The sequence below is a fragment of the Enterobacter sp. C6 genome (assembly GCF_008122455.1).
In the GTDB taxonomy this organism is placed as follows: domain Bacteria; phylum Pseudomonadota; class Gammaproteobacteria; order Enterobacterales; family Enterobacteriaceae; genus Enterobacter; species Enterobacter pseudoroggenkampii.
Map to the genome: position 1 here is coordinate 1 of NZ_QPFW01000225.1, position 15,505 is coordinate 15,505.

Genomic DNA, 15,505 nt, shown 5'->3' on the forward strand with positions numbered 1-15,505 from the left:
ATATGGTCCGGCCCTGAGTGCGCTGGGATACGGCGCATTTTATCTTACCCTCGCGTTCCTTGCGCTGCGGCGCTATCCCTCCCTCGGACGACCGCTGGTCATGGCGGCGCTGGCCATCGGCGGCGGGTTCGCGACGCTCGCCATTCCGCTGGCGCTGTCAGCGCGCTGGACGGCGATGGCCTGGGCGCTGGAAGGGTTGGGTATCCTCTGGCTGGGCGTGCAGCAGCACCAGCGTCGTATGAGCTATAGCGGGACGGCGCTGCTGGTGCTGGCGCTCGGCAGCGCGCTGTGGGCACAAACGAACGGCGTTACGCCGCTGAGTCTGCTCCTTATCTTCGCCATCCTCAGCCTTTGCTGGCTGGCGGCTGGCTGGCTGTGGCGGACTCTCTTCCTGCCGGTCAGCTGGGCGCTGCTGGCTGGCGGGCTGCTGTTCTGGCTCGTGGCGCTATTGGGCGCAGCGCGGCTGGCGCTGACGCAGGAATTACCGATTCTGGCGGGCGTGCTGGCGCTGACGGCGGCGTCGGTCTGGGGCTGGCGGCAGGTGGCCGCTCGTCTGGCGTGGCGAGAGCTGGACGCCAGCAAATGGCTGCTGTGGCCGGTTATGCTGCTGATGGTGGGCTATCAACTCTGGCACCAGCAGATCGTCTCCGCCGGCTGGTCAAATCTGGCCTGGTGCGTTGCGCTTCCTGCCGCGCTGGTACTGCTGCGGCGCGACGGTGAAAGACTCCTGCCACGCATCGCAATGGGGCTGCATTTGTCGCTCTTCTGGATGATTTTACTGGCGCTGGCCGCCGAGCTTTACTGGTTTGCCCGGTCTCTGCCCTGGGGCATGGCGGCCTGGGGTAGCGGTTTAGCGATGGCCGCAGGCGGCGGGGTGATTATGGCGCTCTCTGCTGCGGTACGGCGTCGCGTGTGGCCATTCCGGGAGTGGCCTGCGCTCTACGCCTGCCTGGCACCGATTCCTGTAGTCGTGGCGCTGCTGGTATTGCTGGTGGTGACCAATTTCCAGGACGGCGTGGTCTATCGTCAGACCTGGCTGCCGCTGGTGAACCCGCTTGAGGAAGGTGCTGCGTTCGCGTTGCTGGGGCTGGTCGTCTTTTATCGGGCGGTGGATCGCTACTACCCGGCGTGGCTTGCGCAAGCGCGCCCGTGGCTTGCCGTCGCGCTCATGGCGTTTGGCTTCTGGTGGCTTAACGGTGCGCTGATGCGCGCCCTGGCCTGGTACGGCGACGTGGCCTGGAATATGGCATCGCTGTGGGATTCGCGGCTTATCCAGACCAGTTTTGCCCTGTTCTGGATGCTGAGCGCGCTGGTGGTCATGATCCATGCCACCCGTCGGGCTTCCCGGCAGGAGTGGCTCTGCGGTGCCGCGCTGCTGGGTGTGGTAATGGTTAAACTGATGCTGGTGGACAGCGCGGGCGGAGGCGGTTTGTCGCGTGCGGTAGCGTTTATCGGCGTGGCGATACTGGTTCTGATTGTGGGGTATTTCTCACCGCTACCGCCCAAAACAGGAGATGAAAAATGAAATGGATGAAAGCGGTAGCGTGTACCGCGCTGCTGGCGCTTTCCGGCCCGGCGTTTTGCGACGAGGGACAAACGGAATCGCCCCGGGACTATGCTTTTGGTCTTTCACTTGATACGTCTGTTCCTTCCCAGTGGTATCGGGTGATGCTGCCGCTCGCCGTCTATGAGCAAAGCACGTCGCCAGATCTGCATGATGTCCGCGTCTTTAACCAGTCGGGCGAGCCGGTTCCCTTCAGCCTGGTCAGCGCGACGCGTCCGCAGGCGTCAGTGCAATCCACGGCGCTGCGCCTCTTCCCGCTGGATGCCTCGCCGCTTGCGGCTTCGCAAGGATCCGGTGATAGCGATAAGATCCTGCTCCGCTCCGGAAACGGCGTTGAGATTGTGCTGGAGGGGCAAAAAGCCGCCGCAGCCGGGCAACATTATCTGCTGACCCTGCCGGAGCAGGCTACGGGGGAGATGGCCATATCCCAGCTGCAGCTGCTCTGGAATTCTCCTCAGACGCCGTGGCAGGGAACGGCGTCGGTCTATTACAGCGAGGATCTTAAGCGCTGGTATACCCTGCGCGAGGATATGCCATTGCTTGACGCCGTCAGCGGCCAGGATCGTCTTAAGCTCGATCGGATCGATACCGATACGGTTTTATCTCCCGATGCGAATCGCTATCTCATGGTGGTGCTGAACGCGCAGAGCCAGGGGATAACCTTGACCGGCGTTAACGCAATCATCGCACCTGCCCAGGCGACCCCGGAAGCGGTCGAGCTTGAGGGGGAAGGGGAGCAGCTATCGACAAGCGCAGCGCAGTGGCGCTGGGCGCGCCCGCAGCCGCTGAGTGCTGTCAGCATCTCGCTGAATGGCGATGGCGTCCTTCCCGTGGAGATAGCGTGGCGGAGTACGGAAAAAGACGCATGGCACCCCCTGAAAAAAGAGGTCCTTTACCGTCTTGAGGGAAAAACGTCGCCACCGGTTTCGCTTAACGGGGGCCTGGTGCAGGCAGTGAAAATCACGACGCTGAATGCGCGTCTGCCAGAATACCTGCCGAGCGTCACGGGACATCGCGACCGCTACGATCTGGTGTTCAACGCCCAGGGGAAAGCGCCGTACGTGCTCGCCTGGGGTAACGGCGCCGCAAAGCCTGCCAGCGTGGAGCCCGGCATGCTGATCCCAGCCGACCTGCGCAAGACCTATGCTATGGCGAACCTGCCGCAGGCCGACATTGTGGATAATGTTGCGTTAGGCGGCGAGGGGCGTCTGACCGCCACCTCTGCGGCCGAGCGAGAGAGCAGGATGAACACCCTGCTGGTGTGGGGCGTACTGATTGCGGGCGTGATCCTGCTGGCGGGCATGGCCTGGCGCATCTGGCGAGAGACGCAGCGTAAGGCATAAAAAAAGGCCCGCATAAGCGGGCCTTTTTCGTAAACCGTGCCGATTACAGGCTGGATACGTTCTCAGACAGGTATTTAGCCACGCCGTCTGGAGACGCGTTCATGCCTTCTTTACCTTTTTCCCACTGAGCCGGGCACACTTCGCCGTGCTCTTCGTGGAACTGCAGCGCGTCAACCATGCGCAGCATTTCGTCGATGTTACGACCCAGCGGCAGATCGTTCACAACCTGGTGACGAACGATGCCGTTTGCGTCGATCAGGAAGGAACCGCGCAGCGCAACGCCAGCGTCCGGATGTTCGATACCGTAAGCCTGCTGGATTTCGCGTTTGATGTCCGCAACCATTGCGTATTTCACCGCACCGATGCCGCCTTTGTCGACAGGGGTGTTACGCCATGCGTTGTGTACAAATTCAGAGTCGAAGGAGACGCCAACAACTTCCACGCCACGCTTCTGGAATTCTTCATAACGTTTGTCGAAAGCGATCAGCTCAGACGGGCAAACGAAAGTGAAGTCCATTGGCCAGAAGAACAGAACGGTCGCTTTACCGTTGGTGTGCTGTTTGAAGTTGAAGTTTTCAACGATTTCACCGTTGCCCAGAACTGCTGCAGCTGTAAAATCCGGAGCCGGACGAGTTACCAGAACCATATGATTCTCCTGTAGATACTAAGGTTATTTGGAACGCAACGCGAGCCAGTATAGAGAGTGTTCATGGATAAGACAAAGAGGTGGTGACAATCGTTCCGCCAGCTTTTACCTATCAATCCAATCTCCATTAAAGTTGTTTGTTTTTCGCCTGCGCCATCATGCGCGGGTAAAACTGCCAGAATCGGGTCTCCAGCGCATCGTAATGTTCATCCAGGTCATACCAGGAGTCGCGCAGCGCATCCAGGCGCGGGCGGCGGCTCGCCATCCCATTCAACACGTTCTGGATGAAGTCCATCTCGCGATAGCGCTCCAGCCAGCGTTCCGACCACAGGTAGTTATTCAGATTCACAAAGCGCGGCGGCGAGTCGGGCAGAATAATCGACACCTGCTGGTGGGCATAGCGCACAAACGCCGGCAGCGGCATCTCCGGTGACAGCTGTTCCCAGTGGCGCGACAGGAAGTGATCCCACATCACGTCGAGCGTGATCGGGGCAACGCGGCGCGTTTCCGGGCGGAACCAGGCTTTGGCTTCCGTCACTTCCGGCAGCTTATCCGTCAGCACGTCGATGCGGCGGTGCATAAAAATCCCGTCGACAACCTCAGGGGAGTAGTCTTCTGCGGGATTACCGCGTACGAAATCGGCCAGCAAATTGCCCGAGAGGGAGCTGTCAGCAAGGTGCGCGAGATGCAGGTGAGCGAGAAAATTCATGCGTTTTATTTGTCCGGGGGCGGCTAGTTGTTGCAGCAAAAGGGTGTGAGCACTAGACTATGCCGCCTGTTTTTAAGTCACGAGTATACGTCATGCGCGTCGCCGATTTCTCCTTTGAACTACCTGAATCCCTGATTGCTCACTATCCCATGCCTGAGCGCAGCAGCTGTCGCTTACTGTCACTGGATGGGCCAACGGGCGAGCTGACGCACGGTACTTTCACCGATTTGCTCGACAAGCTCAACCCTGGCGATCTGCTGGTTTTTAACAATACCCGCGTGATCCCGGCGCGCCTGTTTGGCCGTAAAGCCAGCGGCGGTAAGATTGAAGTGCTGGTCGAACGTATGCTCGATGATAAACGTATTCTGGCACATATTCGCGCTTCTAAGGCGCCGAAGCCGGGCGCGGAGCTGCTGCTGGGTGATGATGAGAGCATCAAGGCGACCATGACCGCGCGCCACGACGCGCTGTTCGAGGTGGAGTTCAACGACGAGCGCACGGTGCTTGATATCCTGAACGCCATCGGCCACATGCCGCTGCCGCCGTATATTGAGCGTCCGGACGAAGAGGCCGACCGCGAGCTGTACCAGACCGTCTACAGCCAGAAACCGGGTGCCGTCGCTGCGCCGACCGCGGGCCTGCATTTTGATGAGCCGCTGCTGGAAAAACTGCGTGCGAAGGGCGTGGAGATGGCGTTCGTGACGCTGCACGTCGGCGCGGGGACCTTCCAGCCGGTACGCGTGGACAGCATTGAAGACCACATCATGCACTCTGAGTATGCCGAAGTGCCTCAGGACGTGGTGGACGCGGTGCTGGCGGCGAAAGCGCGCGGCAGCCGCGTCGTGGCGGTCGGGACGACGTCTGTGCGCTCGCTGGAGAGCGCCGCGCAGGCGGCGAAAAACGGTCTTATCGAGCCGTTCTTTGGCGATACGCAGATCTTTATCTACCCGGGCTATCAGTACAAAGTGATTGACGCGCTGGTGACCAACTTCCATCTGCCTGAATCGACGCTGATTATGCTGGTTTCCGCGTTCGCGGGCTACCAGCATACGATGAATGCCTACAAGTCTGCGGTAGAACAAAAATATCGCTTTTTTAGCTACGGGGACGCGATGTTTATCACGTACAATCCGCTGGCTTTGAATGAGCGTGTCGGGGAATAAGTCCGCGGCACCGTTTTACAACGTTGGACTGTTTTTCTGACGTCGGAGAAAAAATGAAATTTGAACTCGATACCACCGACGGTCGCGCGCGTCGCGGTCGCCTGGTGTTTGATCGCGGCGTGGTGGAAACCCCCGCGTTTATGCCTGTGGGCACGTACGGCACCGTAAAAGGGATGACGCCGGAAGAAGTAGAAGCCACTGGCGCACAGATTATCCTCGGCAACACCTTCCACCTGTGGCTGCGTCCGGGTCAGGAGATCATGAAGCTCCACGGCGATCTGCACGATTTCATGCAGTGGAAAGGCCCCATCCTGACCGATTCCGGTGGCTTCCAGGTCTTCAGCCTGGGCGATATCCGCAAGATCACCGAGCAGGGCGTACACTTCCGTAACCCGATCAACGGCGATCCGATTTTCCTCGATCCCGAAAAGTCGATGGAGATTCAGTACGATCTCGGCTCTGACATTGTGATGATCTTCGACGAATGTACGCCGTACCCGGCGGACTGGGACTACGCAAAACGCTCCATGGAGATGTCCCTGCGCTGGGCAAAGCGTAGCCGTGACCGTTTTGACTCTCTGCAGAACAAAAATGCGCTGTTCGGCATTATCCAGGGCAGCGTTTACGAAGATTTACGCGATATCTCTGTTAAAGGTCTGGTAGAGATAGGTTTTGATGGCTACGCTGTCGGCGGTTTGGCTGTGGGTGAGCCGAAGGAAGACATGCACCGTATTCTGGAACATGTCTGCCCGCAAATCCCGGCGGATAAACCACGATACCTGATGGGCGTGGGTAAACCAGAAGATCTGGTTGAAGGCGTACGCCGCGGCATTGATATGTTTGACTGCGTCATGCCAACCCGCAACGCGCGTAACGGCCACTTGTTCGTTACCGATGGCGTGGTGAAAATCCGTAACGCGAAGCATAAGAGTGACACCAGCCCGCTCGATTCCGAGTGCGATTGCTATACCTGTCGCAATTATTCTCGCGCGTATCTGCATCATCTCGATCGTTGTAACGAGATTTTGGGCGCGCGTCTCAATACCATTCATAATCTTCGTTATTATCAGCGCTTAATGGCTGGTTTACGTAAGGCTATCGAAGAGGGTAAATTAGAGAGCTTCGTGACCGATTTCTACCAACGTCAGGGGCGGGATGTTCCACCGTTGAACGTTGATTAATTTTAATAATGAGGGAATTTGAATGAGCTTTTTTATTTCTGATGCGGTAGCGGCAACAGGTGCTCCAGCGCAGGGCAGCCCGATGTCTCTGATTCTGATGCTGGTTGTGTTCGGTCTGATCTTCTACTTCATGATCCTGCGTCCACAGCAGAAGCGCACCAAAGAGCACAAAAACCTGATGAACTCCATTGCGAAAGGCGATGAAGTACTGACTAACGGTGGTCTGGTCGGTCGCGTAACCAAAGTGGCTGAAAACGGCTACATTGCTATCGCCCTGAACGACACCACTGAAGTGGTCATCAAACGTGACTTCGTAGCTGCCGTTCTGCCGAAAGGCACCATGAAGGCGCTGTAATCCCAACTTTTCCCAAAGGGAACTGCCGTGTTAAACCGTTATCCTTTGTGGAAGTACATCATGCTGGTCGTCGTGATTCTCGTCGGCCTGCTGTACGCGCTTCCCAACCTGTATGGTGAGGATCCGGCTGTTCAAATCACTGGCGCGCGCGGTGTCGCCGCCAGTGAGCAAACGCTGATCCAGGTCCAGAAAACGTTACAAGAAGAAAAAATTACCGCTAAGTCTGTGGCTCTGGAAGAGGGGGCAATTCTTGCTCGCTTCGACACCACCGACACGCAGCTCCGCGCTCGCGAAGCGCTGATGGGCGTGCTGGGTGACAAATACGTCGTGGCGCTTAACCTTGCCCCTGCAACCCCGCGTTGGCTGGCTGCGATGAAAGCAGAGCCAATGAAACTCGGTCTTGACCTGCGTGGCGGCGTTCACTTCCTGATGGAAGTGGATATGGATACCGCGCTTGGCAAGCTGCAGGAACAGAATATCGACAGCCTGCGCAGCGATCTGCGTGATAAAGGCATCGCTTACACCACCGTGCGTAAAGAAGATAATTACGGCATGAGCATCACGTTCCGCGACAGTGCGGCGCGCGATCAGGCTGTAGATTACCTGACCCAACGTCACCGTGACCTGGTCATCACCTCTCAGGGCAGCAACCAGCTGCGCGCGGTGATGACCGATGCGCGTCTGAAAGAAGCGCGTGAATATGCCGTTCAGCAGAACATCAACATTCTGCGTAACCGTGTAAACCAACTGGGCGTGGCTGAGCCGCTGGTACAGCGTCAGGGTGCTGACCGTATCGTGGTTGAACTGCCGGGTATCCAGGACACTGCGCGTGCAAAAGAAATTCTGGGTGCGACCGCAACCCTGGAATTCCGTCTGGTGAACTCTAACGTCGATCAGTCCGCTGCAGCCGCAGGGCGTATTCCGGGTGACTCCGAAGTGAAACAGACTCGCGAAGGTCAGCCAGTTGTGCTGTACAAACGCGTGATTCTGACCGGTGATCACATCACCGACTCCACGTCGAGCCAGGACGAATACAACCAGCCGCAGGTTAACATCTCGCTCGATAGCGCGGGTGGTAACATCATGTCTAACTTCACCAAGGACAACATCGGTAAACCGATGGCGACCCTATTCGTGGAGTACAAAGACAGCGGTAAGAAAGATGCAAATGGTCGTGCGGTGCTGGTGAAAGAGGAAGAGGTGATTAACATCGCCAACATCCAGTCTCGTCTGGGTAACAGCTTCCGCATTACCGGTATTAGCAACCCGAACGAAGCGCGTCAGCTCTCCCTGCTGCTGCGTGCCGGTGCGCTGATTGCGCCAATTCAGATTGTTGAAGAGCGTACCATTGGTCCAACTCTGGGGATGCAAAACATCCAGCAGGGCCTGGAAGCGTGTCTGGCCGGTCTGGTGGTCTCTATCCTCTTCATGATCTTCTTCTATAAGAAGTTTGGTCTGATTGCGACCTCCGCGCTGATCGCCAACCTGGTGCTGATCATCGGCATTATGTCCCTGCTGCCGGGGGCGACGCTGACCATGCCGGGTATTGCGGGTATCGTCCTGACCCTTGCGGTGGCGGTCGACGCCAACGTACTGATTAACGAACGTATCAAAGAAGAGTTGAGCAACGGTCGCTCTATTCAGCAGGCGATTGACGAAGGCTATAAAGGGGCGTTCAGCTCCATCTTCGATGCGAACGTAACAACACTGATTAAGGTTCTTATCCTGTATGCAGTGGGTACTGGCGCGATCAAAGGCTTTGCGATTACAACCGGTATCGGTGTCGCAACGTCAATGTTTACCGCTATTGTCGGCACCCGTGCCATCGTGAACCTGCTGTACGGCGGCAAGCGCGTCAAAAAGCTGTCTATCTGAGGAGTGCGTTGTGGCACAGGAATATACTGTTGAACAATTGAACCACGGCCGTAAAGTCTGGGACTTTATGCGCTGGGACTACTGGGCCTTCGGCATTTCAGGTTTCCTGCTGATTCTGTCCATCGTCATTATGGGCGTAAAAGGCTTTAACTGGGGTCTCGATTTCACCGGTGGTACGGTTATCGAGATCTCCCTGGAAAAACCGGTCGATATGGACCAGATGCGCCTGTCTCTGCAGAAAGCGGGCTTTGAAGAGCCGCTGCTGCAGAACTTCGGCAGCAGCCGCGACATCATGGTGCGTATGCCGCCGGTGCACGATGCTAACGGCAGCCAGGAGCTGGGCAGTAAGGTTGTTAGCGTGATTAACGAAACAACCAGCCAGAACGCGGCGGTTAAGCGTATTGAGTTCGTCGGCCCAAGCGTGGGGGCTGACCTGGCCCAGACCGGCGCGATGGCGCTGCTGGTGGCGCTGATCTCCATCCTGGTATACGTCGGTTTCCGCTTTGAGTGGCGACTGGCGGCCGGTGTGGTTATCGCCCTGGCGCACGACGTGGTGATCACCATGGGCATACTGTCGCTGTTCCACATTGAGATTGACCTGACGATTGTGGCATCCCTGATGTCCGTTATCGGTTACTCACTGAACGACAGTATCGTGGTATCTGACCGTATCCGTGAAAACTTCCGTAAGATCCGTCGCGGTACGCCGTACGAAATCTTTAACGTGTCGTTGACCCAGACGCTGCACCGTACCTTGATCACATCCGGTACCACATTGATGGTGATCCTGATGCTGTTCCTCTTCGGTGGTCCGGTACTGGAAGGCTTCTCGCTGACCATGCTGATTGGTGTCACCATCGGTACGGCATCGTCTATCTACGTTGCGTCTGCACTGGCTCTGAAACTCGGCATGAAGCGCGAGCACCTGCTCCAGCAGAAAGTTGAGAAAGAAGGGGCGGATCAGCCGTCCATTCTGCCGTAAAGCGACGTTTAGCGTGTTATCGAAATCCCGGTCTGTTGACCGGGATTTTTTTTATCTGCTCCTGACAAACACTCCTGACAGTATGCTGTCAGGAGCCCTGTCGTAGACTCTTTTCGAACCCAAACAAGAGTCAGGAGGATGTATGAAAAGCGTAATTAACTGGTTTGAAATTCCGGTCACGGATATGGATCGCGCTATCAAATTTTATGAGCCAGTGATGCAGCTCGCGCTGCGTCGCGAGAAAATGGACTGCGCTGAGCTGGCCGTTTTCCCACATGAGGATCCGGGTACCGGCGGGGCTCTGGCAAAATTTGACGGCGTTACACCGTCTTTGCAGGGCGCTATTATTTACCTGCATACTGACAATCTGGCGGCCACGCTCGATCGCATCGCCTCTGCGGGCGGCGAGTGCGTGTTTGGCCCGCTGGAACTGCCGCATGGCATTGGCACTATCGCATTGTTTACCGACAGCGAGGGTAACCGCGTCGGCCTCCATCAACCTGCCTGAGAGCGGAATAAGATATGACCCGACGCGCTGACCGTTTGTTTCAGATTGTGCAGATCCTGCGGGGCAGGCGTCTGACAACGGCAGCGCATCTGGCGGACCGGCTTGGCGTGTCCGAGCGCACGGTCTACCGCGATATCCGCGACCTGTCGCTTTCCGGCGTGCCGGTGGAAGGTGAAGCGGGGAGCGGATATCGGCTGATGTCGGGCTTTGACCTGCCGCCGCTGATGCTGACAAATAAGGAATCCGAGGCGCTGATCGTCGCGATTCGCCTGCTCAAAACCTGGGGAGGGGAATCGCTGTCGCGCGAGCTGGAGTCGGCTCAGGAAAAGGTATTGGCTATCCTGCCCGAGGAGAGTCGTCGAAAGGCGGAGCAGACGCGGATCTACGCCCCGGATTTTTGCATGCAAAGCCACTCCCGCAGCGATTTTGACAGGATTCATCAGGCGATTTCCGCCCAACAGGTGCTGGCGCTGCATTACCGTGATGAAGCAGGACAGCTGTCTAATCGTGAGGTTCAGCCGCTGGGGCTGTTCTTCTGGGGAGAGCGCTGGCTGCTGGCGGCGTGGTGTGAACGGCGCGATGACTATCGCTGTTTCCGGCTCGACAGATGCCTCAATATTGTGACTACGGAAAGGCGGTTTAGCGAAAGTGCGGACAGGTCTCTGGCAGATTTTTTGCGGAAGGTTAAGCAGTAAAAAGCCGGGTGGCGGCTACGCCTTACCCGGCCTGCATTCGGATCGTTGGCCCGGTAAGCGTAGCGCCACCGGGCGAAACCCACACTGATTAGAAGTTGTAACCTACAACCAGGTAGCCACCCCAACCGGTTGATTTAGACGTGAAGTCACCCTCACCCCAGTTAACGGTATCCCCACCTTTCCACTGGCCGCCGTTATGGAAATAACGCGCGACGACAGAGTAGTGCCAGTGATCGTAGTTCAGGGCCAGAACGTGGCTGGACGCGATAGAGTTACTGGTACGGTTCTTGTCATCACCCAGATCTGAGCCCCAGTCGAAGTTGGTGAAGCCGATGTAGGTCAGCTGGCCACCCCAAACCTGAGTGATTGGCACAAAGTATTTTACTTTGAAACGGTAGCCATCCCACTCGTTTTCGTTTGAAGCGCCATAGTTCTGCCACTGGTATTTAGCATACACGTTCAGAGACAGGCCCATTGGCAGACCGGTATCGATATCTGTACCCAGACCCATGTACCAGGTGCTCTGACGGCTGCCTTTGTTATCGCCCATATCGTAGATATAGTTGTTGGCGAAATACCATTCTTTGAACGGACCAAAGCTCAGGTCGGTACCCGTCAGTTTATCAATAGAGAAACGCGGTTCGATTTCCATGAACAGCGGGGAACCGTCGGACCAGATACCTTTGTCGTTACCGTTACCCCAGTCAAAGGTCTTAGGAATATCGATATAGCCATAGAAATCAAACCAGTCTTTTTTAGCAAACGCTTCGTATTCCAGATAAACGTCGTTGTTCAGCTTCGGAGAAAAGCGCGTGTGGTAGCTGCCGACCACGTTAACGCTCTGGTGCCACCAGTCGGAGAGGTATTGTGGTTTATCGTTTTCCGCTGCGTTAACAGTGAAAGAGGAAGAAAGTGCCAGCACGGCGCCAGCTGCGAGTAATGTTTTTTTCATAATCATGCCACTGATTGAAATTCCCTTCCGGGAGTGAAAAATGCGCGAATTGCGTTTCTAAATATTTCGTGTTTCTGCGGTGCCTATTATAGGAATCCCTGCTCACAAAAATATGTGTTGTTTCACATATCTCTCACACGCGTAATCGATTGCGTTCACGTTTGCGTACTTTAAACGGCCGGGATTGTAGCGGCAATCATTTATGTTGCCAATCCATACGAAATGTAAATGTTAGCGGAGTGACATTTCACTCCGCTAAAAGAGGGGTTACTGAGCGGCGGGCTGGATATCGTGAATACGGATGAAACCTAACTGATCCGGAGTCAGTCCGTTAAGCTGCAGTGGAATGTCAACATCGCTCGGAGCCAGCACGCTGGCCGGTGCGGTGAACAGCTGACGATTAACATTCACCTCCTGGTAGCTCTCCGTGGTGCCCTGGATCTGTCCCCATTCGACGGTGCCGCTGAAGGCTGGCAACGGATCGTTGGATTCTCCCTGGATGCGTAATGTTGCGCGAGTACCATTTGCATTCGCCGCCACGTTCACCAGAGACATTTTCAGCGTGCCAATCTGACTATTGAGCCGCGCGGGCGTATTCGCCCCCGGTAGCAGATAAACCCCGCTGCTGGATTTAGCATTCAGCGCGTTTTGCTGGGTGATCTTCACCGTTTCTTTGTTCAGTTTGTCCATCGCCGTATTGAGCGTATTCACGCTCTGTTTCATCTGACGGACTTCGGTTTGCTGTGCACAGGCGCTAAGGGTGAAGAGGCTCCCCACCAGCAAAATTTTCAGGTAACGTCTTGTCATTGCGTTTATTTCCTTGAAATAACGGATCGTCCTAATGGTAGTCAGCATCATCGTGTCAGACATAGATCCTTTGTCTCAAAAAGCTCTTCCTTTGTTGTCAGGCCAGATCAGGGTAAAATGAAAATTAGTTAACCGGATAACAGGGATACCGTATGCATTGCCCATTCTGCTCCGCTGTGGATACCAAAGTCATCGACTCTCGTCTTGTGGGCGAAGGGTCATCCGTACGCCGTCGTCGGCAATGTCTGGTGTGCAACGAGCGTTTCACGACCTTTGAGGTTGCTGAGCTGGTAATGCCGCGCGTGGTAAAAAGCAACGACGTGCGCGAGCCGTTTAACGAAGAGAAACTGCGCAGTGGGATGCTGAAGGCCCTGGAAAAACGTCCCGTCAGCGCGGACGACGTTGAAATGGCGTTAAACCACATAAAATCTTACCTTCGTGGTTTGGGTGAGCGTGAAGTGCCGAGCAAAATGATCGGCAACCTGGTGATGGAGCAGCTGAAAAAGCTCGATAAGGTCGCCTATATCCGCTTCGCCTCGGTCTACCGCAGTTTCGAAGATATCAAAGAGTTTGGCGAAGAGATCGCCCGCTTACAGGATTAAGCTCATGCAGGATGAGATTTACATGGCGAGAGCCATGAAGCTGGCGCAGCGCGGTCGTTTTACTACCCATCCTAACCCGAACGTCGGGTGCGTTATCGTCAAAGATGGCGAGATCGTGGGGGAGGGGTTTCACTATCGTGCCGGCGAACCGCATGCTGAGGTTCATGCGCTTCGCATGGCCGGCGAGAAGGCGCGCGGTGCTACGGCCTACGTCACGCTGGAGCCCTGCAGCCATCACGGGCGTACGCCGCCGTGCTGCGAAGCGCTTATCGCGGCAGGTGTTTCGCGCGTGGTCGCATCGATGCAGGATCCGAATCCGCAGGTAGCCGGACGCGGTCTGTATCGTCTGCAGCAGGAAGGCATTGAGGTCAGCCATGGCCTGATGATGCAGGACGCGGAAGCGCTCAACAAAGGCTTTCTGAAGCGCATGCGCACGGGGTTCCCGTATATTCAGCTCAAGCTGGGCGCCTCGCTGGACGGTCGTACGGCGATGGCAAACGGCGAAAGCCAGTGGATCACGTCGCCACAGGCAAGGCGCGATGTGCAACGTCTGCGCGCGCAAAGCCATGCTATTCTCACCAGCAGTGAAACCGTTCTGGCTGACGATCCGGCTATGACCGTGCGCTGGGACGAACTGAATGCCGATACCCAGGCGCTTTACCCGCAGGAGAACCTGCGTCAGCCGCTGCGTATTGTCATTGATAGCCAGAACCGGGTGACGCCGGAGCACCGCATCGTCCAGCAGCCGGGTGAAACCTTGATTGCCCGCACCAAAGAAGATACGCGCGAATGGCCGGAAGGCGTGCGCAGCATTATGGTGCCGGAGCATAACGGTCATCTGGATCTGGTGGTGCTGATGATGCTGCTCGGCAAGCAGCAGGTGAACAGCATCTGGGTCGAAGCCGGGCCAACGCTCGCCGGTGCGCTATTACAGGCCGGACTGGTGGATGAACTGATTGTTTACGTTGCGCCTAAACTGTTAGGTCACGATGCGCGCGGCCTGTTTGTGCTGCCCGGCCTTGAAAAACTGGCCGACGCACCGCAACTCAAATTTAGCGAGATTCGTCCGGTAGGTCCGGATGTCTGCCTCCACTTAACGACAGCGTAATTGCTCCTGAAATAGGGAAGCAGTGCGCAAAGTATTATGATAAAATCCGCCCCCCTGCGGGGCCAAATGAACCCGTAAAGGAAGAGTATGAACATTATTGAAGCTGCTGTAGCTACCCCGGACGCTCGCGTCGCCATCACCATTGCGCGTTTCAACAACTTCATCAACGACAGCCTGCTGGAAGGTGCTATTGACGCCCTGAAACGTATCGGCCAGGTTAAAGATGACAATATTACCGTTGTTTGGGTTCCAGGCGCTTACGAACTGCCACTGGCGGCGGGCGCGCTGGCGAAAACCGGTAAATATGACGCGGTGATTGCACTGGGTACCGTTATTCGTGGCGGCACTGCGCACTTCGAATACGTTGCGGGCGGTGCAAGCAACGGTCTGGCACACGTTGCGCAGGATGCTGAAATTCCTGTCGCGTTCGGCGTGCTGACCACCGAAAGTATTGAACAAGCCATCGAACGTGCTGGCACCAAAGCCGGTAACAAAGGTGCAGAAGCTGCACTGACCGCGCTTGAAATGATCAATGTATTGAAAGCCATCAAGGCCTGATTTTTTTGTAAGGGGAATTCCGTGAAACCTGCTGCTCGTCGCCGCGCCCGTGAATGTGCCGTCCAGGCACTTTACTCCTGGCAGTTGTCCCAGAACGACATCTCTGATGTTGAATACCAGTTCCTGTCAGAACAGGACGTGAAAGACGTTGACGTTCTGTACTTCCGTGAACTGCTGTCGGGAGTGGCGACTAATAGCGCGTATCTCGATGGTCTGATGAAGCCTTACCTGTCCCGTCTGCTCGAAGAGCTGGGCCAGGTAGAAAAAGCAGTGTTGCGTATTGCGCTGTTTGAGCTGTCTAAACGTGATGATGTGCCGTATAAAGTGGCCATCAACGAAGCGATCGAACTGGCGAAAACCTTCGGCGCTGAAGACAGCCACAAGTTTGTAAACGGCGTACTTGATAAAGCAGCACCTGCGATCCGTCCCCACAAAAAGTGATCCGCAAACCGGAGTC

Annotated in this window: 17 protein-coding genes; 13 read left to right on the forward strand and 4 right to left on the reverse strand. The window is 56.3% G+C overall.

Features of this window, described 5'->3' with window-relative positions; genetic code table 11:
• A partial coding sequence (locus DOU50_RS13185; protein ID WP_148769540.1) for a DUF2339 domain-containing protein occupies positions 1-1,525 on the forward strand: 1,525 nt, incomplete at its 5' end.
• Positions 1,522-2,907 carry a DUF3999 domain-containing protein gene (locus DOU50_RS13190; RefSeq protein ID WP_148769541.1) on the forward strand — a complete coding sequence of 462 codons (1,386 nt, stop codon included), beginning with the start codon at positions 1,522-1,524 and terminating at the stop codon, positions 2,905-2,907. The genes DOU50_RS13185 and DOU50_RS13190, both read left to right, overlap by 4 nt.
• Before the next feature lie 43 nt (positions 2,908-2,950).
• Here DOU50_RS13190 and DOU50_RS13195 read toward each other — a convergent pair whose 3' ends face one another.
• Together DOU50_RS13195 and acpH are read right to left on the reverse strand one after the other, a co-directional pair.
• Positions 2,951-3,553: a peroxiredoxin gene (locus tag DOU50_RS13195; protein ID WP_014168840.1), complete on the reverse strand. Its 603-nt coding sequence runs from the start codon at positions 3,551-3,553 to the stop codon at positions 2,951-2,953.
• 127 nt (positions 3,554-3,680) lie between these two features.
• The gene (gene acpH / locus DOU50_RS13200) at positions 3,681-4,262 is read right to left on the reverse strand and encodes an ACP phosphodiesterase (protein WP_024906800.1); all 582 of its coding nucleotides are present in this window, start codon (positions 4,260-4,262) and stop codon (positions 3,681-3,683) included.
• Positions 4,263-4,354: 92 nt separating this feature from the next.
• On the opposite strand from acpH, the gene queA reads away from it, so the two are divergent.
• From queA to DOU50_RS13235, 7 genes are all read left to right on the forward strand, one after another.
• A complete protein-coding gene (gene queA, locus DOU50_RS13205; RefSeq protein ID WP_148769542.1) occupies positions 4,355-5,425 on the forward strand; it encodes a tRNA preQ1(34) S-adenosylmethionine ribosyltransferase-isomerase QueA in 1,071 nt (356 codons plus the stop codon).
• Positions 5,426-5,478: 53 nt separating this feature from the next.
• On the forward strand, positions 5,479-6,606 hold the full coding sequence (gene tgt / locus DOU50_RS13210) for a tRNA guanosine(34) transglycosylase Tgt (protein WP_003859110.1): 1,128 nt from the start codon (positions 5,479-5,481) through the stop codon (positions 6,604-6,606).
• A 22-nt stretch (positions 6,607-6,628) separates the two neighbouring features.
• Positions 6,629-6,961 (forward strand): preprotein translocase subunit YajC, encoded by a 333-nt coding sequence (gene yajC, locus DOU50_RS13215; RefSeq protein WP_003859109.1) that lies wholly within the window; start codon positions 6,629-6,631, stop codon positions 6,959-6,961.
• Positions 6,962-6,988: 27 nt separating this feature from the next.
• Positions 6,989-8,836, forward strand: a complete 1,848-nt coding sequence (gene secD, locus DOU50_RS13220) for a protein translocase subunit SecD (protein WP_071995326.1) — start codon at positions 6,989-6,991, stop codon at positions 8,834-8,836.
• A gap of 10 nt (positions 8,837-8,846) precedes the next feature.
• Positions 8,847-9,818: a protein translocase subunit SecF gene (secF, locus tag DOU50_RS13225; protein ID WP_024906803.1), complete on the forward strand. Its 972-nt coding sequence runs from the start codon at positions 8,847-8,849 to the stop codon at positions 9,816-9,818.
• A 142-nt stretch (positions 9,819-9,960) separates the two neighbouring features.
• Positions 9,961-10,326 carry a VOC family protein gene (locus DOU50_RS13230; RefSeq protein WP_032646150.1) on the forward strand — a complete coding sequence of 122 codons (366 nt, stop codon included), beginning with the start codon at positions 9,961-9,963 and terminating at the stop codon, positions 10,324-10,326.
• A 14-nt stretch (positions 10,327-10,340) separates the two neighbouring features.
• Positions 10,341-11,021, forward strand: a complete 681-nt coding sequence (locus tag DOU50_RS13235; RefSeq protein ID WP_048992545.1) for a helix-turn-helix transcriptional regulator — start codon at positions 10,341-10,343, stop codon at positions 11,019-11,021.
• Between the two features lie 88 nt (positions 11,022-11,109).
• Here the strand turns inward: DOU50_RS13235 and DOU50_RS13240 are convergent, their stop codons facing one another.
• Positions 11,110-11,973 (reverse strand): nucleoside-specific channel-forming protein Tsx, encoded by an 864-nt coding sequence (locus DOU50_RS13240; protein WP_024906806.1) that lies wholly within the window; start codon positions 11,971-11,973, stop codon positions 11,110-11,112.
• Positions 11,974-12,240: 267 nt separating this feature from the next.
• Complete coding sequence (locus tag DOU50_RS13245; protein ID WP_024906807.1) at positions 12,241-12,780, reverse strand: DUF3251 domain-containing protein; 540 nt, start codon at positions 12,778-12,780, stop codon at positions 12,241-12,243.
• Between the two features lie 152 nt (positions 12,781-12,932).
• Between DOU50_RS13245 and nrdR the strand changes: the two genes are divergently transcribed.
• The 4 genes from nrdR to nusB all read left to right on the forward strand — a co-directional run bounded on the left by nrdR (position 12,933) and on the right by nusB (position 15,489).
• Positions 12,933-13,382, forward strand: a complete 450-nt coding sequence (gene nrdR / locus DOU50_RS13250) for a transcriptional regulator NrdR (RefSeq protein ID WP_008503337.1) — start codon at positions 12,933-12,935, stop codon at positions 13,380-13,382.
• A 4-nt stretch (positions 13,383-13,386) separates the two neighbouring features.
• The gene (gene ribD / locus DOU50_RS13255; RefSeq protein WP_148769543.1) at positions 13,387-14,490 is read left to right on the forward strand and encodes a bifunctional diaminohydroxyphosphoribosylaminopyrimidine deaminase/5-amino-6-(5-phosphoribosylamino)uracil reductase RibD; all 1,104 of its coding nucleotides are present in this window, start codon (positions 13,387-13,389) and stop codon (positions 14,488-14,490) included.
• A gap of 87 nt (positions 14,491-14,577) precedes the next feature.
• Positions 14,578-15,048 (forward strand): 6,7-dimethyl-8-ribityllumazine synthase, encoded by a 471-nt coding sequence (ribE, locus tag DOU50_RS13260; protein ID WP_006176874.1) that lies wholly within the window; start codon positions 14,578-14,580, stop codon positions 15,046-15,048.
• Between the two features lie 21 nt (positions 15,049-15,069).
• Positions 15,070-15,489, forward strand: a complete 420-nt coding sequence (gene nusB / locus DOU50_RS13265) for a transcription antitermination factor NusB (RefSeq protein WP_024906809.1) — start codon at positions 15,070-15,072, stop codon at positions 15,487-15,489.
• Positions 15,490-15,505: the final 16 nt, after the last annotated feature.